We start from the raw sequence: 22,841 nt of genomic DNA, 5'->3' as shown, positions 1-22,841 counted from the left end.
CTACTTGGCGATGAGCAGGAGCAGGCCGCGTTCGCGGAGAAGGTAGGCGGTTCCGGCGCCGCCGATCAGTGCCTCGGTGCCGGGCGCGGCGACCTGGTTCGGGCCTTCGGCCCAGGTTCCGGTGTCGGTCACGCGGTACCACTGTTTGCCCGCGCCGGGCGAAGGGAGCGTGAAGGAGACGTCGCCGGACCAGCCGTTGTAGCCGACGTAGACGGCCGGGGCGCCGTCGCCGAGTTCGGACCCGTCGTAGCGCCAGCCGAGGGCGTGGTTCCCGGCGCCGTCCCAATAGGACGCGTCGGGCGTGGTTCCGGCCGGGGTGAACCAGTCCAGCTGCCTCATGCCGTCGCCGTCGGCGTCGGCCGCGGTGTAGAAGTCGGCCGGGCGCAGCGCCGGGTGGGCCTTGCGGAACTCGGCGAGACGGGTCGTGAAGGCGCGGAAGTCGCCTTGTGTCGCGTCGAAGGACCACGACTGCCAGTTGGCGCTGGAGTCGAGGTTGTAGGGATTGTTGTTGCAGCGCATGGAGCGCAGGTACTCGTCCCCACCGGTCATCATCGGCGTCCCGGCCGACAGCATCAGGAAGGCCGTGGCGTTGCGGGCCGCCTTCCGTTGCAGGGCCGCGTTTCCACCGTGGTCCCAGGAGATGTTGTCGTCACTGCCGCCGTCGGAGGGGCCGTAGGGCCAGGCCTGCGTGTTGTTCTTGGTGTCGCACGAGTACAGGTCTTTGAGGGTGAACCCGTCGTGGGCGACCATGAAGTTCACCGAGTGCCAGGGCTTGCGGCCGTCGTCGGCGTAGAGGTCGGCGGATCCGGCGAAGCGCGTCGCGAGCTGCCCGGGCGTGACGGCGTCGACGCCGAGCTTGTTCTGGTCGCTGCGCAGGGTGTCGCGGTAGCGGCCGTTCCATTCGGCCCAGCCGGGCGGGAAGTTCCCGACCTGGTAGGTCCCGGCCCCGATCGCCCAGGGTTCGGCGATCCAGTCGGTCCCGGCGCCGCCGCCGGCCGGGCGCGCGGGCATCTCGGCGGTGATGCGGTTGAGGGCGGTCGCCGGATCGGTGCGGTTGTAGGAGAAGCAACCGTGCTGGCAGGTGTTGCCGAGGACCGAGGCGAGGTCGTGGCGGAAGCCGTCGACGCCGAGGGTGTCGCGCCAGTGGGCGAGAGAGTCGACGATGAGGTTCTGCGCGACCGGGTTGTAGGTGTTGTAGTTGCCGCCGACGCCGGTGTTGTCCACAGAGGACTGGCGGTCTGCAGACAGGGAGTAGTAGGTGGGGTTGTCGAGGCCACGGTAGGAGAAGAGGTTGTAGACGTTCTTGTCGGCGCCGTGGACGCCGCCTTCACCGGTGTGGTTGTAGACGACGTCGACGAAGACCTTCAGACCGTTGTCGTGGAAGGCCTTGACCATCGCGGCGAACTCGGCCGTGGGTCCGCCGGGGGACTTGTCGGAGGAGTAGCGCCGGTCGGGGGCGAAGTAGTTGAGGGTCATGTAGCCCCAGTAGTTGTCACCCGCCGTGCCCGTGGCGTCGACGTCGTTGGCGTCGTTCTGGGTCTCCTGGACGGGCAGGAACTCCACGGCGGTGACGCCGAGGGCCGCAAGCTGGGCGGCCTTGAGCCCGGCGCCACGGTAGGTGCCGCGGTAGGCGGCGGGAATGGAGGCGTCGTTGGCGGTGAGCCCGCGAAGGTGCGCCTCGTAGACGATGTCGTCCTTGAGCGGCCGGGACGGCTTCGTGCCCGTCACGGGCGTGCTCGCCGCGAGGAGGACGCCCTTGGCGGCGTGCGGTCCGCTGTCGATGGTGCGCCCGGCGGGACCGGAGGTGTAGACCGATTCATCGGTCATGCCCGGACGGAGCGGGTCGTGGCTGACCTCGCGGGCGTAGGGGTCGAGCAGGAGCTTGTTGGGGTTGAAGCGGTTGCCCGTGGCGTCCACATCGGACACGAATCCGGCGAACGAGCCCGGCGTCCATGACGCGTTGTACGGCCAGTTCGGGCCCCACGCGCGGTAGCCGTAGTACTTCCCCGCGGCCGGGACCGTCGCCTCCCAGACGCTCCCGGACTTGGCGAGGACGGCCTCGCGCACCGGCGCCGCGCCCGTCGGCTGGTCGTAGAGGTAGACGGCGATCCGCGTGGCCGTCCCGGAGTGGACCCGGAAGGTGATGGTCGTACGGTCGGCGCTGTAGCGCGCCCCGAGACGCGCCGTGTCGATGCCGCCGCGCGCGGGATTCGCCGTCACCGCCCACACGGCGACACTGGCCAGCAGCGCGAGAAGCGTGACGAGGACGATGTGGCGACGGAGGGTTGAACCGCGCCAGACGCGTAGGACCATGCCGGGGCCTCCACTTGCGGCGATGCAAGGACTTGCGGGGTTTTTGCAACGTAGCAGCAGATGTGCTGGGAGTAAAGGGATGTGGAGGTTTCGGGGATCCCGCCGCGGGCACCGCCCCGGTGTGGCCCGCCAAGTTGTTGTCGTGGTGTCCGCCGGGTTCTGTCGTGCCCGGCGTGGACAGTCCTACGTGGAGCTCAGGCCCTGCGGAGTCCGCATCCACTTTGCGGATCGAACGCAACGGCGGTGCGGTCGTGGCGTTACCTCGCCTCTCGGTGGGTCTAGCATCGCTTCGTGGAAGACAACGAAGCGCATCTCACCGAGACCGAGCACCGCTTCTGGGTCGAGTTGCAGCGGCTCACCGCGTCTCACTCTGCACCACCTTGGGTCGTTCCTCAGAACTGGTGCGATGGCACCATGTTCGCCCGGCTCACCGCTGACCGCACCCACTGGGGCTTGGTCCTCGAAGAGGGTTCCGTACACGGGGATGAGATCCACAACCAGCTCTTCTACTTCGACGAACCCACCGAGTACGCCCTCCACGCCGAAGGCTCCCTTGAGGAACTCGCAGCCGCGGCGGCCGACTGGTTCCTCAACCTGCCTGATGACTTCCAAGTACCCCGGACTCTGCCGCAGAGGACGTCACCGACGTAGAACATCCTGTCGGTCTCGATCGCCACCGTCCGAAGCTGCTTTTCGGATCGCAGGTCATGGCCTCAAACACCCGCAAGGTTCGAGCGGACTTGACAGGCAGCACGAACACCTGTGGCTCTCCAAGTTGTTGTCGCGCGGTCCGCCGGGTTTTGTCGTCCCTCAGCGGTGGACGGCCCTACGTGGAGCTCAGGCCCAGGGAGTAGGCACCACTGCCCTCGCACTCCGGGAGAAGGGCTTGGGCGTCGAGGCGATCGCCGCGCACCTGACCATCCCGGCTGGGGAGAACGCTGGGAAGCACCCCTCGGTCGCCTCCGTGTACTGCGCCTTGGCGGCCGCTGACGCACACACCACTTAAGCTGCAAGGAGACCAGTGCCGACCTCACCAGACGGAGAACCGCGGGTGCCCCATCCTGAAGAACAACCTCCGACCGAAGGCCTCACCGTCCTCAAGTGGGCGTTAGCCCAGTTGGATTCCAGCACGCGGGAACAGGCCGCTCGCGATCCTGCGCTGTCTGCCCCCACCCTCGAAACCCTCACCAAGGCCGCCTGGACGGTCTCGGGCAGGGCCCTGAGCGTGTCGATGATCGTCAACATGCGCCGTGCTGTCCGAGTGCCTCGATGGGATGCTCTCGAACTCCTGGTCAAGGCCTACCACCACCTGCTGGGGCAGAAACTGCCCGAAGATGAGCGTGACCGCTGGCGACAGCTATGGAAAGACGCGGCCGGGCAGGATGCAAACCCCTGGCGTTTCGAGGACACTGAGCCTTCTGGTCGTTGCTGGCTCCCGGATGCCGCCCCAGACATCCTCCAGTGGTTTCTCCTCGCGGCAGCGTCCGGAATCATCGGCAACAAGGCCTCCGCAAAGCTCGACGGGCTCAAACACCGCTTCAGTGTCAGGACACGCCGCCTTCTACGCCGCCGCCTTGCCCACCACGACCTCACCACGTCAGCCCACGCTCACCTGGCAGCGTGCGCAGCCTTGGGACGCGCCGTTGGCGAGCGACACCTCACCCTGCCGGATCCGGCCAGCCTGCCGAACCAGGTCGAGAAGCAGCCCAACGGCACCTACCTCGTGGCCTTTCACTCCCCAACCCAATGGATCGTCGTGCATCTGAAGTCAGGCCATCCCGACGACGCCGCCGTACAGATCGTCGAAGCCCCGAAAGGCGACACCGGCTACATCAATCCTCTCTGACACCGGTCCTCGGGACGGACCGCCGACACGACGGCCACGACACAACTCGGCGGATCAGCGCGCCAACAACCTGGCGAGCACCGCCCCGGTACGATCCGTGCACACGCGACCACTCGACCCGGAGGCGTCGGATGAGGCTCGGCCGGCAGCAGTCCTCGGCGCGCTGGACCATCGCGCTCCTTTTAGTCGTCGTCCTCGCCCCCGTCCTGCTCTGCGTGCTCGGCACGGTGGCGGTCCAGCCCGCCACGGCGGCGGACGTCGCGCAAGGGTTGATCACCTTCGCGCGAAACATGGGAGCACTCGGCGTCGTCCTCCTGGCCGCGCTGGTCATCCTGCCGATCGCCGGCCTCGTCTACGGCATCGCCAGGCTCACGAAAGGGCGCGGCATTCCCGTCCACCTCAAGGGAACCGTCCTCATCGTCGACAAGAGCTCCGTCGACCTCGCCACCGCACTTCAGGTCTGGATCGACGAGAGTCCCGTCCACGGCGGCGTCATCGTCCCCCACCTCAACGCCCGGCGCAGCGACGGACCGGTCGTCCGCCTCCCGCTCGGATCGCACAAGGGCGGCCTTCCCGCCGGTGACCTCGCCGCACTCGCCCACGCGATCGACGCGGGCGTCCGGGGCACGGCGGCGTCGGCGCTTCAGGCGACCGACACGGCGAACCGGCTCCGCGAATGGTCGCTCGGCCGACGACCCTGAGTAGCGGATTCACGAGGCGTGGCGGCGAGGCGCTACGATCTCGCGCAATCCCCACCCCAGGAGCCCCCGTGAAGATCACCCTCCCCATGACCTCGGCCAAGGTCGGCACCTATGTTCTCCTCGCCCTGTATGGCGTCGCCGTGGCGGCCCTCGCCGTCCTCCTCTTCGACCCCGAACTGGCCGGTGAGAGGACGAACCCGCCCTATCTCGTCACGCCCTTCCTGACGGGGATCGCCGCGACGGCATGGCTCTTCTTCCTGCGACCGCTGAGCGCCCGGCTTGAGGGAACGGTGCTGGTCCTGCGCGGGCCGCGGCTGATGAAGCGCGTCGACCTGGCGACGACCACGACCGCCTCGATGGAGCAGCCGGGAACGACCCTGGTGCTCCGACCGGAGGAGGGCCCGGAGGTGCGGCTGCCACTAGACGCCGCCACGGAGACCCAGCGCGCGGCCCTGGCGAGCGCGTTCGACGGGAACGAGGCGCTTTCGGCGAAGGAGGCCGCAGCCCGGCTGCGGATGCCCTCGATCGCCTGATCCACCTCGCATGACGTCGCCCACAGTGGACTCCGGCAGCGCGAACGCGGTCGTACTCTACGAAATGTAGAACTTCGGCTCGGGAGGCGTCATGCGAGTACTCATCGTCGGTGCGGGGATCGGCGGCATGGCGGCGGCCCGGGGGCTGCTCGCCGACGGTCACCAGGTGACCGTCCTCGAACGCTCGCCGGAGCTTCGCACCCTCGGCGGCGCTATTACCCTGTGGGCCAACGGGACCACGATCCTCGGGGACCTGGGCGTCGATCTCGGCGGACTCGGCGAGCGGCTGACACGGGTCGAGACGCTGACGTCGTCGGGCCGCCTCGCGATGGCGATCGACCTGGAGCCGGCGGAGGCGCGCTTCGGCGCTCCGGCGATCGTGATCCCGCGCGGGGACGTGCTCAACGCCATCGTCGACGGACTCCCGGAAGGTTTGGTGCGCTTCGGATCCCGCTTCGCCCGGCTGGGCGAGGGCGACTCGGTCGTCCTGGAGTCCGGCGAGGTCTTCGAGGCCGACCTGCTCATCGGCGCCGACGGCGTCGGCTCGGCGGTGCGAACCGCACTGTTCGGTGAGGAACCGCGTCCACTGACCGGGGTCGCGAGCTGGCAGGGCCTGATCCCGGCTCCCGTCGACCTCGGCTCGACGGCGCTGATGATGCTCGGCCGCGAAGGCTATGTTGGCCTCAGCCCGGCCGGAAACGGGCTGGCGCAATGGTTCTGCGACACGCCCTGGCCCACCGACGACACCGATCCGCTCGCCCTGCTCACCGAACGCTACGGCCACTGGGGCACCCCGGTCCCGGAACTGCTCAAGACACTGTCCGAAGTGGACATTAAGGCCTATCCGCACAGTCGCCACAGGATCCCGCGACTGTGGGGTCGCGGCCGCACAATCCTCCTCGGCGACGCCGCCCACGCCATGCCCCCGTCGATGGCGCTCAGCGCGAACCAGGCCCTGGAAGACGTGTGGGTCCTGCGCCAGGCCCTCAAGGCGAACCCGGCGACGGCACTGGCCGAGTACTCCGTCCGCCGCAGGAAGCGCGCCTCCTTCGCCGGGGCCGTCGCCAGGCGCAGCATGGCCGTCGCGGGAGCGCAGACCTTCTTCCAGCGGGAAGCGGTGCTGCGGGGTGCGAGGAACATGCCGGATGCGCTGTTCCAGAAGGCTTTCGTGGGTTTGCACCGGAGGATCAGCAACCGGCTCGGGTGAACATCCGGTGGTACTTTTGCGCGGCCGGGAGCCCACCCGGCCCACACCCCCGGGACAAGAAAACATATGAATAGACGCCTTTTGGCGGGTGCCCTCGCCTGCGCGATCACCGCCACCGGTGCCACCGTACTGAACGCACAGCCCGCTGTGGCCGCCGCGTCGACCGACATGAACGGCACTTTCCAGGACATGGTCGTCGACGACGCCCATCAGCAGATCTTCGTCAGTACAGAGGGGCCTGACGCCGTCGTGGTGTTGGACTTCCGCGGCAAAGTCCGCCAGACCCTCACCGGCTTCACCAAGCCGAGGGATTTGTCCATCAGTCCCGACGGCTCGACGGTCTACGTCGCCGAACACGACACGCCCTCCCTCGACGTCATCGACACGCAGGCGTACACCGTCGACAAGGTCGCACTTCCCGCCGAACACTGTGTGTGGTCGACGGCCTCCACCGGCGGGAAGCTCTGGTACTCCTACCGCGACTGCGCATCCGGGATCGGCTCGCTCGGCTCCTACGACCCGGCCACCGGAGAGACCACCGGCGGAACCGTCACGAATCAGGCGGGCAGGCTCCGGGCGTTCCCGGACCGGCCGGATCGTCTGTTCCAGATGGACCGCCAGAACGACGATCGTGCCATGCATGTCTACGACGTATCGGGCGAGACGCCCATCCAGACCGCCGCCAGCGCTCCGGGCTCGGCGAGCGAATGCTGGGACGCCGCCCTGTTCGCCGACGGCGACAAGGTCGCCCTCGCCTGCCCTTCCCAACAGGGTCCCCAGGTGTTGAGCACCGCCGACCTCTCGGTGGACACACAGATGACCGGTGACGGGCACCTCACGGCCGTCGCGGTGAGCCCCGACGACCGCTTCCTGGCCACCGGGGCGATCGAGTACTTCCCCAAGCCGGCCGCCACCTCGGTGTGGAACCTCCAGAGCGGTGCTTTCGTCGCCCGTTGGCCCGACACCGACTGCTGCTACTCACGCGGAGGCAATCTCGCCTTCACCGCCGATGACAAGCTCATCCGGGTCCTGAAACACGACTGGTCGAACCGGTCGAGGCTGGAGATCATCGACCAGGCCGCGACCGGCAAGACGGCCATCACGCTCAAGGCTCCGTCAACCCTCGGCGCCATGGACTCCGCGAGGTTCAGCGGCACCCTTCACCGCGGCCCGGGCGCGGGGACCGTCCTTTCGGTGAAGCGCGTCGACTCCAGCGGCACGTACGAGCTGCCTGACACCATCGTCGACCAGTGGGGGAACTTCACGTTCGTCGACGCCCTCGGGCGAGCGGACTACCCGCGGTACATGGTGTACTTCGCGGGCGACGCGGAGCACCCTCCCGTCTTGAGCAACGTGTACGTGAGATATCGCGGCCTGCGCGATGACGTCAACGGCGACGGCTACGCCGAGACGGTCGTCGGTGCTCCCGGTGAGGACCTCGGCGAGTACACCGACACCGGGCAGATCCACCTGCTCTACGGTTCGGCGACCGGTGTGACGACCACGGGCAACAAGGCCTTCCACCAAGACGCCGAGAGTGTGCTCGACTCCAATGAGGACGGTGACCGCCTCGGTCACGCCAGCGCATTCGGCGACTTCGACGGTGACGGGTACGGCGACCTCGCCGTGTCCGCCCCGGGCGAGGACATCGGATCCGTGCGCGACGTCGGCGTGGTCTTCGTGTTCCGCGGCTCCCCGAACGGATTCCAGTCGGACTGGAGCGTCGTGTACCAGCCAAAGGAGCCCGTCGCGGGCATGGCCTACGGCACGTCACTGGCCGTCGGCGACTTCGACGGCGACTACCGCGACGACCTCGCGGTGGGCGCACCGGGAGCCGGAACTGGTTCGGTGTACGTCCACTCGGCCGGCTCCAAGGTGACCGTGTACGACCGGGACTGGTTCGACATGCCGGGCTACGGATACGACGGCGAGCAGTTCGGGCGTGCGATCGACGCCGGCGACATCGACGGTGATGGGTTCGACGACCTCGCCATCGGCGAATCCCACGACAGGGACGAGCACTTCACCAACGGTGCGGTGACGGTCCTCAAGGGCAGCGAAGGCTATGGCCTCCGGACGACCGGAGCTCAGCTTTTCACCAAGGACGCTCCCGGCGTCCCCGGTTCGCCCAGTTCCTACCACGAGGCCGCCGGCGACCTCCCGGACCTGTTCGGCTACGCCGTCAGCCTCGCCGACTTCAACGGTGACGGCAGGGACGACCTCGCCGTCGGCGCTCCCGGATCGGCGGTCACCGGCACCGACGGCAAACGCAAGGACGACGCCGGAACCCTCACCGTCCTCTACTCCGACGGCACCCAGATCGGCACCACCGGAGCCGTCCAACTGACCCAGAAGTCGCCCGGCGTCCCCGGCAACCCCGGCGGAGACGACCGCTGGGGCGCCACCATCACCACCGGCGACGCCAACCACGACGGCCGCGACGAACTCGCCGTCTACGGTTCCGGCGAAGCCTTCGTCACCGTCATCCCCGCCACGGCCACGGGCCTCACCGGCGCGGGCGCGGTCGCCTGGAGCCAGGACTCACCGGGCGTTCCCGGCGGCACCGAGACCGGCGACCGCTGGGGCGCGAGCCTCCGCTTCGCCGACGTCAAGGGCACCGGATACCTGTCGCTGATCGTCGGCGCACCGGGCGAGGACACCGGCGCCGGAGCCTTCACCGTCCTCTACGGCACCGCCGCCGGGATCACCGGCACGGGCGCGTCGTTCTTCTCGCAGGACACCACCGGAATCCCCGGCGGCGAGGAGAAGAACGACGGCTTCGGCTCCTTCTTCTAGAGCCGCCGAAACCGACCGGACGCCCCGGCCCGATCACCGATCGGGCCGGGGCGCCGGTCGTTTCGGGCAATCGAGTTGCGCGGCGGTGACCTGCACGTTTACGCTCCCCGCGATGACTCTTCTTTCACATGACACGGCAGGCGACGGTCCCGACGTCGCGCTCTTCCACTCCTCGGTCTGCGACCGCCGGATGTGGGACCCGCAATGGCAGACCCTCATCGACGCCGGTTTCCGCGTCACCCGCTTCGACTTCCAGGGCTTCGGTGAGACGCCCGTGCCCACGGGCCCCTGGAACGCCTCCGAGGACGTGATCGCACTCCTCGACTCCCTCGGCATCGGCCGCTTCCACGCCGTCGGCGCCTCCTTCGGCGGACGCGTCGCCCACCAGCTCGCCGCCCGCTGGCCCGATCGGGTCGAGAAGCTGCTCCTGCTGTGCAGCGCCGCCGCCGTGATCGACTCGACCCCCGACCTCGACGCCTTCGACGAGCGCGAGGAGGAGCTGGTCGAGCAGGCCGACATCGACGCCCTCGTCGCCCTCAACGTCGACACCTGGCTCGGCCCGGAGGCCTCCGCGGAGATGCGCGAGTTCGTCGGCGCCATGCAGCGCAGGGCCTTCGAGGTCCAGTTCGCCGACGAGGTGGACGCGCCCTCGACGAAACCCGAGTTCGACCTCGCCGACATCACCGCCGAAACCCTGGTCGTGCAGGGCGCGAAGGACCTGGAGTTCTTCGTGAAGACCGCGCGGGTGCTCGCCGGCGAGATCCCCGGCGCCCGGCTCGTGGAGCTCGACTGGGCCGGTCACCTGCCGACGCTGGAGAACCCGGCGAAGACGGAACCGCTCATCCTGGACTTCCTGAAGGCCTGACACCAGGGCCGATCCGACGGCCGCCGCGCATCCGGGGCGGTCGTCGGCTCAGGGCTGGAAGGCCCCGCCGCGCTTCTCCAGCAGCTGGTGGATCGTCTGCTGGATCGACTCCTTCACCTTGTCGGCGAGGTTGAAGATCTCCATCGGATCGTCGGCGTGGTCGGCGAGTTCGGTCGTCTCGATCGGCTCACCGAACTCGATGTGCCACTTCGACGGCAGCGGTACCGCGCCGAGGGGGCCGAGGAGCGGGAATGTCGGTGTGACGGGGAAGTAGGGGAGTCCGAGGAGCCTCGCGAGGGGCTTGATGTCGCCGATGATCGGGTAGATCTCCTCGGCGCCCACAATGGACACCGGAATGATCGGCACGCCCGTCTTCAGCGCGGCCGACACGAAACCGCCGCGGCCGAAGCGCTGGAGCTTGTAGCGGTCCCACACCGGTTTCCCGACGCCTTTGAAGCCCTCGGGGAACACGCCGACGAGGTGGCCGGCGTTGAGCAGCCTTTCGGCGTCGGGGTTGCAGGCGAGCGTGGCGCCGGTCTTGCGCGCGTACTCGCCGAGGATCGGGGTCTTGAAGACGAAGTCGGCGCCGAGGAGGCGCAGGTGCCTGCGCGCCGGGTGGTCGTCGAGGAGACCGAGCTGGAGCATGGCGGCGTCCATGGCGATGGCGCCGGAGTGGTTGCCGACGATGAGCGCGCCGCCCTTGTCGGGGACGTTCTCCAGGCCGTGCATCTCGACCCGGAACCACTTGCGGTACAAGGGCCGCAGGGCCGGGGCGACGACCTCTTCGGTCAGCTCCTGGTCGAAGCCGAACTCGTCTACCTCGTACTCGCCGGACAACCGGCGTTCGACGATGTCGAAGACCTTGTTGATCGCATCTTCGAAGCGATGGCTCATCAGGCTTCCTTTACTGCGCCGAACACCGCGTCGAATGCCTCGGGGGTCGGCAGGGGGTTGATTCCGTACGCGTCGACGAGCCGCCGGACGTCCATGACGCGGCCGTAGCGCAGGAAGTCGAGCTGGTCCCGGGAGAACTCGACGCTGCCGAGGGCGGTGAGGCCGCTCAGGGCGAGTTCGGGCACCGGGAGCGTGATGCCGCCGGCGCGGCGGATCGCCTGCGAGAGCGGCAGCGCGCCCGGTCCGGCGACGTTGAGGACCGTCGGGCGGTCGTGGCGCTCGGGCGGCTCCGGGTGGGGGCGCACGGTGGCGTGGTGCAGCACGTCGACGGCGTCGTCGATGTGCAGGAACTGCACGCGCGGGTCGAAGCCCAGCACGGTGGGGACCAGGGGCAGCGCGAAGTAACGGCTCATGGTCGTGTCCGCCTTCGGCCCGATCAGGGGCGCGAGGCGCAGGACGGTGACCTCGACGTCGGGCCGGCGGCGGGAGAATCCGCGCACGTAGCCTTCGGCGTCGAGGACGTCCTTGGTGTACTCACCGCGCGGCACGGCGCGCAGTTCGGTGTCCTCGGTGAAGATCGCGGGGTCGCGAATGGAGGCACCGTAAGCGGCCGCGGCGGACTTGACGACGACGCGGCGGACGTGCGGTGAGCGCTGGCATGCGGCGAGCAGCTGCATGGTGCCGATGACGTTGCGTTCCTTGAGTTCCCCACGGGAACCGGTGCGCGACGCCGAGGCGCCGATGGCCAGGTGCACGACGGTGCAGACCTGGGCATCGGCCAGCAGCTCGGATATACGCGTCCGTCCGTTGCCGGCCGGTTGCAGCAGATCATCGGTGGCAGCCGTCACCACCCGCGCGACACGGTCGTCGGCGGTCAGCCTCGCGGCGAGACGACCGCCCAGATACCGGTCAGCGCCGGTGACGAGAACAGCCGGCCCGGTCACTTGCCCTGGCGACGACGCTGCACGCGGGTCTTGCGCAGCAGCTTGCGGTGCTTCTTCTTCGCCATGCGCTTGCGACGCTTCTTGATGACCGAACCCATAGGTGTACCCCTAGTAGCTGGAGGTGGTGTGTAACCGCTCAACCATACCGACTGCCAGCCGTTACGCCACGTCGGGGAACCCGGGAGGCAGTCCCGAGCGCAGATAGTCCTGGACGGCCTGCTCGGGAACCCGGAACGAGCGGCCCACACGGACCGCGCCGAGCTGCCCGGAGTGGACGAGTCGGTAGACGGTCATCTTCGAGACGCGCATCAGTTCGGCGACCTCGGCGACGGTGAGGAAGCGGACCTCGCTGAGCAGGTTCTGCTGGCTGCCGGTGCTTCTCGTGGGCTCCATGTCGGCTCTACCCTCCCGATGAGTGCCGTGGCGGCGTTATGTCGGCTTGCCGGTGACACGACACGAACATGTAGATGCTTCGTTTATCCACCGTAATGTGGTAGGGCAGGTGTTGACCATGGTTCGGCAGGGTCGGGTGGGATGAGGTGGGGGAGGTCACGGGTGGGCAGGCGCGCGGGAAGGCCGGAAGGTTTTCGGGCGACCGGCGCTACCGGTTCGGACGGCCACCGCCACCCGTCACGAAACCTCCCGGCACGGCGGAAATTCGACATCTCGCCCGTATCGCTGTTTTCGTGACGCGGCCGGGATCGGCGCCGGAACAGAACAGGCCGCCCACGCCGAAGCGCGGGCGGCCCGAGACGCGTCCGTCTACACCGTCGACTTGACGAAGTCCTCGACCTTCGCCAGCACGTTCGGCCAGCTCTCCCCGAAGGACGTCTGCGAGGCGGCGTCGGCCTCCTCGCCGTTGCGCGCGACCGTCTCGAAGAACTCGTAGAACTTGTCGATCCCGTAGGTGTCGATGATGTACCGCACCGCCAGGAACGCCAGCCCGTACTTGCCCGAACCGGCCAGTCCGTCGTCGGTCGCCGTCGGCGCGACGAGCTCACCGTTCCAGCGGATCGTCGACAGGTAGTCCTTCACGTTCGACAGGCGCGGGTAGCTGCTCACCGGCTGATCGCCGTGGTCGATGTACTCGGCGATGCCCTCGTTGAGGAACCAGTCCTCCGGCTGCGGTTCGACGTCGCTCGTCCCGAGCAGCGTCACGACGTGCCCGAACTCGTGGCGCATCGTCGAGTTGAACTCGTCGCGGTTGCCGAGACGCTCGACGTGCATGACGACCTCGATGCCGGTCTGCTTCCAGTCGCCGTTGTCGTCGACGGTCCCCAGCGGCAGCGCGAAACCGACGACGTTCTGGCCGATGTCGCCCGTCCCGTACCACTCGGCGAACTCGTCCTCACCGGCCAGGAACACGACGTAGCGGTCGACCTCGGCCCAGTGGGCGTACTTGTCGGCGTTCTCCGCGGCGGCCTCGGCGACCTCAAGGGCCTGGTTGAGGCGGTTCTCGTACTGCGGCGGCGCCGCGACGAGCACGCGCGGACCCGACTTCACCGCGAGATCGCTGACCTCGAAGGGACGCGGCCCGGCCTGGTTCGGCGAGGACTCGTCGACCTCGGTGATGAGCAGGCCCGCCGTCGACGACGACCACTCCGTGGGGATGACGACGTCGGTCGGCGCGCAGTTCGGCGGGTCGTTCGAGCCGAAGCAGTAACCGACGACGAGGTCGATGTCGAAGGACCGGTCCTCGCCACCGGAACCGCCGCGCGCGTCGGCCTTCCCGTCGAGCTTGTAGGTCCAGTTGGTGACTTCGAGCGCCTTGAGGGAGTCGTAGCGCTCCTTCATGCGGTCGACGAGGTCGGCGTCCTCGCTGTCGTACAGGGCGAGCCAGCCCTGCTCGTCACCGCTGAGCAGCGCCGAACTCTGCCGGTTCAGCGCGGCCAGCGCGGCGGCGGAGACGTACTCCTCCCACTCGGAGTCCGGGGCCGACGCGCTCGGGCGCGGCGGGACGGGCTCGATCGCCTCGGTGAGCGAGACGCCGCTGCGGCCGATGAACGCGCCGGTGATGACCGAGGCCGCACCGAGCACCGCGACGAGCACGAGCAGGCCGATCCGCCGGGGCCACGGGCTCTTCGGCGGAGGCGGCGAACCGGGCATCCAGTACGGGCCCTGCGCGGTCATCCCGGCCGGCGGCGCGCCGGGGTAGGGCGGATAGCTCAGGGGCGTCGGAGGCTGCGGCTGCGGCTGGGGGAAACCGGGGGGCGTGCCGCCCGGGCCGTACGCGCTCGGGGCCGACGGGCCCCACGACGGGCGCGCGGGCTGGGCCTCACCGGCGGGGCGGCCGTAGGTCGTCGGCGTCGAAGGCGACGACCACGGCGACGAGGGTTGCGGCGGCGGCTGGGGCTGCGGCTGCTGGGGCTGTTGCGGAGCGCCGTACGCGGGGGGCTGCTGGCGGTACGGAGGTGGCTGTGTGGGCTCCTGCGCGCCGGGCGGCTGCTGCGGCGGCGTCGGCTGACCCGAGGGTGGAAGACCGTACGGGTGGGATTGCCATGAGGGCGGCGGCGTCGGCTCGGAGTTCACCGATACGAACGTATGAGGCGGTCATTACGCGCGCCCGGGATATCAGGTCACGATTCGGTCACGATATCGGTTCCGCGGGGCTCGGCGCCAAGGCCGCGAGGTGTCCGACGGGCGCGTCGTCGAGCCAATGGATCTCGGTCTGCCCACCATGGCCGTGTATGCGCAGGATCTCGTCGACGGAGTCCCACACGCAGATCTGCTGGACACCGGTCGTCGAACCGATCCAGCGGGTGATCGCCCGGCCGTCCGACCACGCGACGCCGTAGGCGATCCGCCCGGTTCCCGAAACCCCCGAGGCGTCGGCCCAGCGGTGCAGGAAGAAACGCCGGGGTTCTTCCTCTACCGGACCGGGGTCGTCGTCACCCATCGTGGATCCTCTCACGCGTTTCCTGTGACAACCTCTGTCGTTGTCTTAGCAGGAGGGTTGCATGGGAAGACTACCGGCGCAAGCATATCGGTGGTATATCCGTTTACTCGGTCACACGAAGTGGGACTTGCGCCTTGACCAGCTGATTTGCTTGTCGCGCAAGGGATCCCGCGTGCCGCGGCCGCAGTCTCGAAGGAGCTTGCCATGACGGCCAGGACCGAAGCGCACACCTCCCCCAGCCTGCGCCGGAGGCGTCTGGGGATAGCGCTGCGCCGCTTGCGCGAGGAGTCCGGAACGACCCGGGAGGCGGCCGGCGGGAAGCTCGACTGCTCGCCGTCGAAGATCAGCCGCATCGAGAACGGCGACGTCGGCGTGCGCAGGCGCGACCTGGAGGAGCTCCTCGACCTCTACGGCCTCGCCGACGCCGACGAACGCGCCAAACTGGCCGACCTCGCGCGCGAGAGCCGCGAGCGCGGCGGGTGGTGGATCAAGTACACCGACCTGCCGAAGGCGTACCTGAAGTACATCGAGTTCGAGTCGGTCGCGCGCTCGATCCGGTGGTTCGAGATGAGCACCGTGCCGGGGGCGCTGCAGATCCCGGAGTTCACCGAATCGCTGATACGCGGCAGCGATCCGAGTTTCACCCCCGACGAACTCGCGCGGCAGCTCGACGTGCGCAGGGAGCGTCAGCGCACGCTCACCGCGCCCGGTGGGCCGGACTGCGCGTTCGTGCTGGGTGAGGCCGCGATCCGGTACCGCGTCGGCGGTGACGACGTGTGGCGACGGCAGCTGCGGCACCTGCTGGAGCTGGCCGACCGGCCGAACATACGCCTCCAGGTGCTGGCCTTCGACCATGGCGCGCACGAGGCCATGGCAGGTTCTTTTCAGATCATGCATCACCAAAAGCCCGATCCCGCTGTTGTGAACTGCGAAGGCTTCGCCGGTCATTTCGTCATGGACGATCCCGTTGACGTGGAACGGTGCAGCCAGGTTTTCGATCGCCTGTCCGCCTCAGCCTTGAGTCCGCAGTTGTCACTGAAACTGATCGCCGAGGCGGCGGCCTGAGTGACAAGGAGGGCAATGGTGCCCAATTTCGTTCGCGTGCCGCTGTGGCGCAAGAGCAGTCGCAGCTACGCCAACAACGCCTGTGTTGAAGTGGCCGATGTCGGCCGGTCGATCGGTGTCCGCGACTCCAAGCTGGCGTCGTCGGTGCACTGCCCGGTGCTGGCCGCGTCGGCCGGTGACTGGACCGGGTTCGTCGAGAGCGTGAAACTCGGGCGCTTCGACGGTTAGGTTTGAAGTGGCGGCGGTCCGTGCCGGGGTGGGTGCGGGCTGCCGTCTTCGCGTGCGTGTCACATTCCGCGCGCGTATCTCGTCGAAGGAGTGATCATCTTTCGACGATGGAGGAAGCCATGAGCGTTGAGGTCGAGGCAGTGCTGCGGGGCCGGATCGAGGCGAGTCGGGCGAAGGACCTCGGCCGGCTGATGTCGTACTTCGCGCCCGGGATCGTGTACTACGACGTCGTGCCGCCGCTGCGGTTCGTCGGGACCGAGGCGGTCGCGAAGAACTTCCAGCGCTGGTTCGACGGCTACGACGGGCCCATCTCGCTGGAGACGAAGGACCTGACGGTCGCCGTCGACGGCGACGTCGCGTGGGCGCACATGCTGCACCTGGACTCGGGGACGCGGACGGACGGAATGCGAAGCGCGATGTGGGTGCGGTCGACGGTGTGCTTGCGGCGGGTGGAGGGGACGTGGCTCGTGACGCACGAGCACATCTCGATGCCGATCGACCCGGCGACGATGGGGGTGTGGCTGGCGCCGGTGGAGTGAGCGAGGGTCACCAGGCGTCGAACCAGACGTACCAGTGGTCGCCGAGGGGGTGGAACCGGTCCGGATCATAGCCGTCGCCTTCGAGCGCCGCGCTCGGCCCGGACGGGAGGTAGGCGAAGCCCGTGTCGTCGGAGAAACCGCCGCCGGACAGGATGAAGACGTAGCCGCCGACGACGGGCGACACGGTGATGACCTCGTAGGCGCCCACCTGTCGCTTGCCGCTCCAGCCCACTGTCGCGGGAGTGGTCGACGCGGCGGGGGCGGCCCAGGCCGCGACGAGTTCGTCGAAGGCGGGGCGGCTCATCGCCCACCTCACCTGTCGTGGGACTTCGGCGAACAGAACGGCGAGGAGCGCGACGACGACGGCGGGCCCCACGAAGGCCCGCCACGTCCGGCGGGCGCCGAGGACCAGGACGAACCAGCCCAGTCCCGCGGCGAAGAACCCCGGGACCGCGAAGAAGAGAAGCGTGAGGTCGGCGATCGGCGAACTGAAGGCCAATAGCGCGAGGACCGTCAGGATCGCGAGCGCGCCGTGCAGCACCCACCAGCCCTTCTGAAGGCGGGGCACGGCGGGGTTCTCATCGGACGTGGTCACGCCGCGCCCTCCCTCCCCACCGCCACGATCAGGAAGTTCGGCAGGCGGCCGAAGGCCACGCCCGCGACCCCGTCGGCCGCCTCCGCCGGCAACCTCGGCTCGACGACCTCGCGCAGTCGGCAGCCCAGGTCGGCGGCCTCGTTGAGGTAGGCCGACAGCGGGCGGTGGAAGTCCGTCGCGTACGTCGACGGCATCTCGTACTCGTCCAGGTAGCGGTCGAGGCGGTACTCGCCGTGCTCGCGCCAGGTCGCGGACAGGTTCTCGAAGGCCGGGTGCGTCACCGCGAACACGAAGGTCCCGCCCGGCTTGAGCGCCTCGACGCACGCGCGCATCGCCGGGCGCCAGTCCGGGATCGCCATCAGCACCATGCTGCACACGACGGCGTCGAAGGGCCCGCCGATGTCCTCCGGCAGTGACGTCAGTCCCGCCCGCACGTACGTGATCCCCTGCCGCAGTTCGGCCTCACGCTCGCGGGAGTAGCCGCACAGCGCCTCCGTCGGCTCGACGCCGACGACGTCGGCGCCCGCACGGGCGAGCATGCGCGAGAGGTACCCGTTGCCGCATCCGGCGTCCAGGACCCGGCGGCCGTCGAGCGGCCCGAGCAGGCGCAGCAGGTGCGGGTTGACGAGGTGGCGTTTGGCGAAGTCGCCGTCGGCGTCCATGGCCTCGACGACGTCGCGCGGAAGGGTTTCCCACTGGGCGATCGCGGTCTCGTTGGTCCACTCGGGAGGCATCCGGGCATCCTGCCACGCCTGACCCCCCGGCGCGACCACACTGGATCGGTGAGCACCCCAGGGGGCGCCGTGCCCGGCCCCGCCGAGGACGAGCGCTGGCTCGTCGTCGACGGCCGGCGCTGGCGCCGCACCGACCCTTCGCTGCCGGAGGACCTGGTCGCGGCCCTCACCTCGCACCTGGGCCGGGGCCGTTCCGGCGTGCGGAACGCGAAACGCGACGGCGACGCGAAGGCCGTGGCCGCCGCCCGCGAACGTGTCGACATCGCGAAGCACGGTCTCGGCGAGCGCGGCCCGTACTGGTGGCACGAGCCCGAGACGGACCGGCTGCGACGGGCTCGCGAGGCACTTCGCGACCTCGACGCGCTCGGCGACTGAGCGCGGGGGGACAAAACCCCTTGCCCGCCGCCGCCCGCATCCGCTCCCATCACCCCATGCCGTCCGTCCACATCTCCGTGACCGTCCGCCCGCTCACGATCTCCGACCTGGCCACCTGCGCGTGGTCGGGCGGTCCGGGGCATCTCGACGCCGTCGCCGACGCCTTGCGCGCCCCCGACTTCGACTACCTCGCCGTCTGCCCGGAGGCCTCGGGTCTGCCCGTCGCGATCGGCGGCGTGAACTTCGCGCCACGACCCGGCGCGGGCGAGATCACGCAGCTCGGCGTGCACCCGGCGCTCCAGTCCTGCGGCCTGGGCACGATCCTCATCACCGCGCTGGAGGACCGCGTCACGGCCCGCGGCCTCACCGTCGCCGAACTCGGCGTCGAGACGACCAACCCGCGCGCCCGCGCCCTCTACGAGAGGCTCGGCTATCGCGCCTTCGACACCGTCCGCACCGGCTGGGACCGTCGGACCGAGGACGGGACCGTCTACCGCTACGAGACCGACTGCGTCGAGATGCGCAAGCACCTCACCAGCGCATCCCCAGGTACGTGATCGGCCCGGCGTCGGCGACGTCGATCTCGTGGAAGCCGACCCGGTCGTAGAAGGCGCGGGCCGCGGTGTTCTCGGTGACCATGCCCAGGTGCACGCCCGGCACGCCCGTCGCCTTCAGCGCGTCGACGAAGGCGGCGACCAGCGCGCGTCCGTGCCCGGCACGCTGGAAACCCGGCAGCAGGTCGATGTGCAGGTGGGCCGGGTACGCCGCGAGCTCCGGCACGAGCATCCGCTCGGGTGTGTGCAGGAGGTGGCGCATGACGTCGTCGGGCGTCGGGTCGAGGCCGACGACGCCAGTGGGCGCCGGGTACCGGTCGGCGATCGACGGGAGCCACTGGTCACGGAAGCGGCGGACGAACGCCGTGGTGTCACCCGTCCCGAGGATGTAGCCGACGGCCCGCTCACCGTCGTCGGCGACGAAGGCCAGCGACGGGTCGAGCCGCGCGTAGGGCACCGCGAAGATCTCGGGCAGGATCCCCGGGTCGCGATAGTGCGGACGCGCGTCACCGCCGACGTGGGCGGTGCGTACGCAGATGTCGCGCAGCGCGGCCTCGTCGGCGGGACGGTAGTGACGGATCGAGGGCATGGGGGTCATGCTGGCGTGGGAGCGCTCCCCACGGGATCGACCGAACGGCTCAGCACAGCCCTGCGCTGAGCACCTCCACCAGCTGCTCGGGCCCGAAGGCGCCTTCCGGCGACTGGTTGACCGCGAGGGAGACCGCCCGGCTGCCGTCCTCCGACGCGCCAACGGCGGCGAGGTACCCCTGCGTGTCACCGGCGTGGCCCCAGGCGACGCCACCGCAGGTCAGCGGGATCCGCATCAGACCGAGACCGTAGCCGACCGGCCCGGCGCCCTCCATCGGCACGGTGGTCCGCATCTCCGCCAGCTGCGCGGCCGGGACGACCTGACCGCTCATGAGCGCCGCGAAGTACCGGGCCAGGTCCTCGCCGCTGGTGACGAGTCCGCCGGCCGTCCACAGCGCCGAGGGCTCCAGCGACGTCACGTCGGCGCCGTCGAGGTGACCGTGCGCGAAAGGCGCGGCGATCGTGTGGTCCCCGGGCTGCGGTAGGTAGGTCGAGGAGAGCCCGAGCGGCCCGGTCAGCTCGGTGAGCCCCGTCGTGACGTCCTTGCCGCTCACGGCCTCGAAGAGCATTCCGGCGACGACGTAGTTGGTCGCGGTGTAGCGCATCCGCTTCCCGGCGGGGAACTGCGCGGGGTGTTCGAGTGCCAGGTCGAGGAGTTCCCGGGGCGTGAACGTGCGGGTGTTTCCCGCCTCGTAGGCGACGAGGACCTCGGGCAGCTGGGCGTACTCGGGCAGGCCGCTGGTGTGCTGGAGGAGCTGCCGGACGGTGACGGCCTCGGGGTCGATGCCCTCGCCGTGCAGCAGCCCCGGCAGGTACCGGTCGACGGGCGCGTCGAGCTCGACCAGGCCGTCGGCGACCAGTCGCAGCACCAGCGAGGACGTGAACGGCTTGGTCAGGCTCGCGGCACGAAAGTGCGCGTCGCGCGGGTAGGCCTCGCCGGTGGCGAGGTCGCCGAGCCCGGCGGTGTACTGGACGGCGGTGCCGTCGCGCAGCAGCGTCGCCTCGGCGCCGACGAAGCCTCCGGCCACGAGGCCGTCGATCGCGGTCTGCAAGGCGGCGGGCGTCTCCGCCGGGGCCGAAGCCGACGCCGACGGCCCGGACGGCCCGGGTGAGGTCCCGTTCCCGCAGGCCGTCACGGCGAGCAGCGCCAGCGCGGCGGTCGCGGCGGCGATTCCCCTGGTCAGGGCCTTGGAGGTGAGGTGTCGTGTGGTCATGGTCGAAGTCTCGACCGGGTCCGGGCGCCCCACATCAGACCGAAGCCGAAGGCCGGGTCTCCTAAGTCGCCCCCCACCATCGACTTTCGTAGGGTGCCGCGCCCGGTACTAGGGTCCGATCATGACCACACCCCGGACCTGGGCCGTCGACCTCGGCGGCATCCTGCTCGCCGGGCTCCTCGGGGCCGTCGTGCTGATCGCCGAGCTCGCGTCGGGGCCACGCCCCGAGGACGCCTACCTGGTGATAACCGTGACGGGTCTGCTCGTCGCCTGCGTTTCCCTGGGAGCACGCCGACGGTTTCCCGCCACGGTCGCCGTCATCACCCTGGCCGTCTCGGCGGTCGCTCCCGCCGCCGTGATCGCCGCGGGGGTCGGGCTGTACACGGTCGCCGCCTACCGGCGTTTCCCACTCGCGGCCGCGCTGGGCCTCCTCGCGCTGCCCGTCGCCGCCGTCCGGATCGGGCTGCACCCGGCCTCGGCCCTGCTGCCGACGCCGGGCTGGCTGCTGGTCAACCTCCTCGCCGTCGTCGCGGTGCTCAGCTCGGGCGGCTTCGCCCGCACCCGCCGGCTCCTCGTCGACTCCCTGGCCGAACGCGCCCGCCGCGCCGAGGCCGAGCAGGCACTGCGGGCCGAACGCGTCCGCCGTGTCGAACGCGAGCGCATCGCCCGCGAGATGCACGACGTGCTGGCCCACCGTTTGTCGCTGCTCAGCCTGCAGGCCGGGGCCATGGAGTACGGGGCCGCCGACAAGCCCGCGCTGGCCGAGTCCGCGCGGGTCATGCAGGCGGGAGCGCACCAGGCGCTCGAAGACCTGCGCGGTGTCATCACGGTCCTGCGCGACGACGAGGAGACCGCGCTCGTCCACGGGCTCGCCGACGTCCCCGTGCTCGTCGAGGAGTCGCGACGGGCGGGTGCCGACGTCGTCCTCGACGACCGGCTCACCGGCACCGAGGGCATCCCCGACCGCGTCGGGCACACCGTGCACGCCATCGTCCGCGAAGCCCTCACCAACGCGCGCAAGCACGCCCCGGAGGAGACCGTGACGGTCGTGATCGACGGCCGGGAAGGCGACGCGGTGACCGTCGAGGTCCGCAACGGGCTGCCCGGCGCGGACACGCCCTCGCGGATCCCCGGCAGCGGAACCGGGCTCATCGGCCTGACCGAACGCGCCGCGCTCGCCGGGGGCGAGCTGGCCCACGGCGCACGCGGCGGGGACTTCGTCGTGCGCGGGCGGCTACCGTGGCCTCCATGACCGACGACCGGCCGCCCGTACGGGTCCTCATCGTCGACGACGATCCGCTCGTGCGCGGTGCGCTGTCGATGATGCTGTCGATGGTCCCGGGCCTCGTCGTGGCCGGTGAGGTCGCCGACGGCTCGCACGTCGAGAAGGCCGTCGCCGAGCACGCCCCCGACGTGGTCCTCATGGACATCCGGATGCCGCGCCTCGACGGGCTGGCCGCCACCGAGCGGCTGCGGGCGCGGCCGGCGGCGCCCGAGGTGGTCATCCTGACGACCTTCGACACCGACGAGCACATCCTGCGCGCCCTGCGCGCCGGAGCGGGCGGTTTCCTGCTCAAGGACAGTCCGCCGGCGCGGATCGTGGAGGCGATCGTGCGGGTCGCCGCCGGGGAGCCGATCCTCTCCCCGAACGTCATCCGGCGGCTGATGACGCGCCTCGACCCCGACCCGGCCGAGACGCGGCGGGGCCGCGCCGAACGCCTCCTGGCCGCGCTGACCGAGCGGGAGCGCGACGTCGCGACGGCCGTCGGCAGGGGCGCCTCGAACGCCGAGATCGCCCGGGAACTGCACATGAGCGTGGCGACGGTGAAGGCCCACGTGTCGCGGATGCTGACCAAGCTCAGGCTCAACAACCGTGTGCAGCTCGCGCTGCTCGCGCACGACGCGGCCGACGGGAGCTGAGAGGGCTGGAGCCCGGGAACGCGAAACGGCCCCG

25 protein-coding genes are annotated in these 22,841 nt (G+C 69.8%); 14 read left to right on the top strand and 11 right to left on the bottom strand.

The features are described from left to right. Positions 1–2,313, bottom strand: coding sequence for an isoamylase (locus tag HNR73_RS20305; RefSeq protein WP_184789107.1), 2,313 nt, complete (start codon positions 2,311–2,313; stop codon positions 1–3). Between the two features lie 291 nt (positions 2,314–2,604). Here HNR73_RS20305 and HNR73_RS20300 point away from each other — a divergent pair, with 291 nt between their 5' ends. The 7 genes from HNR73_RS20300 to HNR73_RS20270 all read left to right on the top strand — a co-directional run bounded on the left by HNR73_RS20300 (position 2,605) and on the right by HNR73_RS20270 (position 10,261). Continuing rightward, entirely contained in the window at positions 2,605–2,964 is a 360-nt protein-coding gene (locus HNR73_RS20300; RefSeq protein WP_184789106.1) for a hypothetical protein, read from the top strand. A 400-nt stretch (positions 2,965–3,364) separates the two neighbouring features. Further along, complete coding sequence (locus tag HNR73_RS20295; RefSeq protein ID WP_184789105.1) at positions 3,365–4,159, top strand: hypothetical protein; 795 nt, start codon at positions 3,365–3,367, stop codon at positions 4,157–4,159. 131 nt (positions 4,160–4,290) lie between these two features. Next, the gene (locus HNR73_RS20290; RefSeq protein WP_184789104.1) at positions 4,291–4,860 is read left to right on the top strand and encodes a hypothetical protein; all 570 of its coding nucleotides are present in this window, start codon (positions 4,291–4,293) and stop codon (positions 4,858–4,860) included. A gap of 68 nt (positions 4,861–4,928) precedes the next feature. Further along, positions 4,929–5,393 carry a hypothetical protein gene (locus HNR73_RS20285; RefSeq protein ID WP_184789103.1) on the top strand — a complete coding sequence of 155 codons (465 nt, stop codon included), beginning with the start codon at positions 4,929–4,931 and terminating at the stop codon, positions 5,391–5,393. A 91-nt stretch (positions 5,394–5,484) separates the two neighbouring features. Next, positions 5,485–6,600, top strand: coding sequence for an FAD-dependent oxidoreductase (locus HNR73_RS20280; protein WP_184789102.1), 1,116 nt, complete (start codon positions 5,485–5,487; stop codon positions 6,598–6,600). 66 nt (positions 6,601–6,666) lie between these two features. Continuing rightward, entirely contained in the window at positions 6,667–9,396 is a 2,730-nt protein-coding gene (locus tag HNR73_RS20275; RefSeq protein ID WP_184789101.1) for an FG-GAP repeat protein, read from the top strand. Positions 9,397–9,508: 112 nt separating this feature from the next. Further along, the gene (locus HNR73_RS20270; protein ID WP_184789100.1) at positions 9,509–10,261 is read left to right on the top strand and encodes an alpha/beta fold hydrolase; all 753 of its coding nucleotides are present in this window, start codon (positions 9,509–9,511) and stop codon (positions 10,259–10,261) included. Positions 10,262–10,309: 48 nt separating this feature from the next. Here the strand turns inward: HNR73_RS20270 and HNR73_RS20265 are convergent, their stop codons facing one another. The 6 genes from HNR73_RS20265 to HNR73_RS20240 form a co-directional block, all read right to left on the bottom strand. Next, positions 10,310–11,155: a lysophospholipid acyltransferase family protein gene (locus HNR73_RS20265; RefSeq protein WP_184789099.1), complete on the bottom strand. Its 846-nt coding sequence runs from the start codon at positions 11,153–11,155 to the stop codon at positions 10,310–10,312. After that, the gene (locus tag HNR73_RS20260) at positions 11,155–12,099 is read right to left on the bottom strand and encodes an NAD-dependent epimerase/dehydratase family protein (RefSeq protein ID WP_184789098.1); all 945 of its coding nucleotides are present in this window, start codon (positions 12,097–12,099) and stop codon (positions 11,155–11,157) included. Before HNR73_RS20260 ends, HNR73_RS20265 begins: the two co-directional genes overlap by 1 nt. Further along, a complete protein-coding gene (locus tag HNR73_RS20255) occupies positions 12,096–12,197 on the bottom strand; it encodes a 30S ribosomal protein bS22 (protein ID WP_184789097.1) in 102 nt (33 codons plus the stop codon). Before HNR73_RS20255 ends, HNR73_RS20260 begins: the two co-directional genes overlap by 4 nt. Before the next feature lie 61 nt (positions 12,198–12,258). Next, positions 12,259–12,492, bottom strand: a complete 234-nt coding sequence (locus tag HNR73_RS20250) for a helix-turn-helix domain-containing protein (RefSeq protein WP_184789096.1) — start codon at positions 12,490–12,492, stop codon at positions 12,259–12,261. Between the two features lie 369 nt (positions 12,493–12,861). Then, the gene (locus HNR73_RS20245) at positions 12,862–14,628 is read right to left on the bottom strand and encodes a gluzincin family metallopeptidase (RefSeq protein WP_184789095.1); all 1,767 of its coding nucleotides are present in this window, start codon (positions 14,626–14,628) and stop codon (positions 12,862–12,864) included. Positions 14,629–14,686: 58 nt separating this feature from the next. Beyond that, a complete protein-coding gene (locus HNR73_RS20240) occupies positions 14,687–14,995 on the bottom strand; it encodes a hypothetical protein (protein ID WP_184789094.1) in 309 nt (102 codons plus the stop codon). A gap of 204 nt (positions 14,996–15,199) precedes the next feature. Between HNR73_RS20240 and HNR73_RS20235 the strand changes: the two genes are divergently transcribed. The 3 genes from HNR73_RS20235 (at position 15,200) to HNR73_RS20225 (ending at position 16,827) form a co-directional block, all read left to right on the top strand. Then, positions 15,200–16,060: a helix-turn-helix domain-containing protein gene (locus HNR73_RS20235; RefSeq protein WP_184789093.1), complete on the top strand. Its 861-nt coding sequence runs from the start codon at positions 15,200–15,202 to the stop codon at positions 16,058–16,060. An 18-nt stretch (positions 16,061–16,078) separates the two neighbouring features. After that, positions 16,079–16,288, top strand: a complete 210-nt coding sequence (locus tag HNR73_RS20230) for a DUF397 domain-containing protein (protein WP_373316614.1) — start codon at positions 16,079–16,081, stop codon at positions 16,286–16,288. A 119-nt stretch (positions 16,289–16,407) separates the two neighbouring features. Beyond that, a complete protein-coding gene (locus HNR73_RS20225) occupies positions 16,408–16,827 on the top strand; it encodes a YybH family protein (RefSeq protein WP_184789091.1) in 420 nt (139 codons plus the stop codon). A gap of 7 nt (positions 16,828–16,834) precedes the next feature. Here HNR73_RS20225 and HNR73_RS20220 read toward each other — a convergent pair whose 3' ends face one another. Together HNR73_RS20220 and HNR73_RS20215 are read right to left on the bottom strand one after the other, a co-directional pair. Further along, positions 16,835–17,422 carry a hypothetical protein gene (locus tag HNR73_RS20220; RefSeq protein ID WP_184789090.1) on the bottom strand — a complete coding sequence of 196 codons (588 nt, stop codon included), beginning with the start codon at positions 17,420–17,422 and terminating at the stop codon, positions 16,835–16,837. After that, entirely contained in the window at positions 17,419–18,156 is a 738-nt protein-coding gene (locus tag HNR73_RS20215; RefSeq protein WP_203686271.1) for a class I SAM-dependent methyltransferase, read from the bottom strand. The genes HNR73_RS20220 and HNR73_RS20215 overlap by 4 nt, the downstream gene beginning before the upstream one ends. 48 nt (positions 18,157–18,204) lie before the next feature. Between HNR73_RS20215 and HNR73_RS20210 the strand changes: the two genes are divergently transcribed. Together HNR73_RS20210 and HNR73_RS20205 are read left to right on the top strand one after the other, a co-directional pair. Then, complete coding sequence (locus HNR73_RS20210; protein WP_221331021.1) at positions 18,205–18,531, top strand: hypothetical protein; 327 nt, start codon at positions 18,205–18,207, stop codon at positions 18,529–18,531. Positions 18,532–18,587: 56 nt separating this feature from the next. Next, positions 18,588–19,088 carry a GNAT family N-acetyltransferase gene (locus HNR73_RS20205; protein WP_184789089.1) on the top strand — a complete coding sequence of 167 codons (501 nt, stop codon included), beginning with the start codon at positions 18,588–18,590 and terminating at the stop codon, positions 19,086–19,088. Here the strand turns inward: HNR73_RS20205 and HNR73_RS20200 are convergent. Further along, complete coding sequence (locus HNR73_RS20200) at positions 19,063–19,674, bottom strand: GNAT family N-acetyltransferase (RefSeq protein WP_203686269.1); 612 nt, start codon at positions 19,672–19,674, stop codon at positions 19,063–19,065. The genes HNR73_RS20205 and HNR73_RS20200 overlap by 26 nt on opposite strands. Positions 19,675–19,723: 49 nt before the next feature. Continuing rightward, positions 19,724–20,887 carry a serine hydrolase domain-containing protein gene (locus HNR73_RS20195; RefSeq protein WP_184789087.1) on the bottom strand — a complete coding sequence of 388 codons (1,164 nt, stop codon included), beginning with the start codon at positions 20,885–20,887 and terminating at the stop codon, positions 19,724–19,726. 121 nt (positions 20,888–21,008) lie between these two features. Between HNR73_RS20195 and HNR73_RS20190 the strand changes: the two genes are divergently transcribed. Both HNR73_RS20190 and HNR73_RS20185 read left to right on the top strand, forming a co-directional pair. Next, a complete protein-coding gene (locus HNR73_RS20190; protein WP_184789086.1) occupies positions 21,009–22,139 on the top strand; it encodes a sensor histidine kinase in 1,131 nt (376 codons plus the stop codon). Then, a complete protein-coding gene (locus HNR73_RS20185; RefSeq protein ID WP_184789085.1) occupies positions 22,136–22,807 on the top strand; it encodes a response regulator in 672 nt (223 codons plus the stop codon). Before HNR73_RS20190 ends, HNR73_RS20185 begins: the two co-directional genes overlap by 4 nt. The last annotated feature ends 34 nt before the right edge of the window (positions 22,808–22,841 follow it).

The organism is Phytomonospora endophytica (assembly GCF_014202425.1).
Lineage (GTDB): Bacteria > Actinomycetota > Actinomycetes > Mycobacteriales > Micromonosporaceae > Phytomonospora > Phytomonospora endophytica.
The sequence above is the reverse complement of the archived record's forward strand: the minus strand, read 5'-3'. Positions and strand labels throughout refer to the sequence as shown.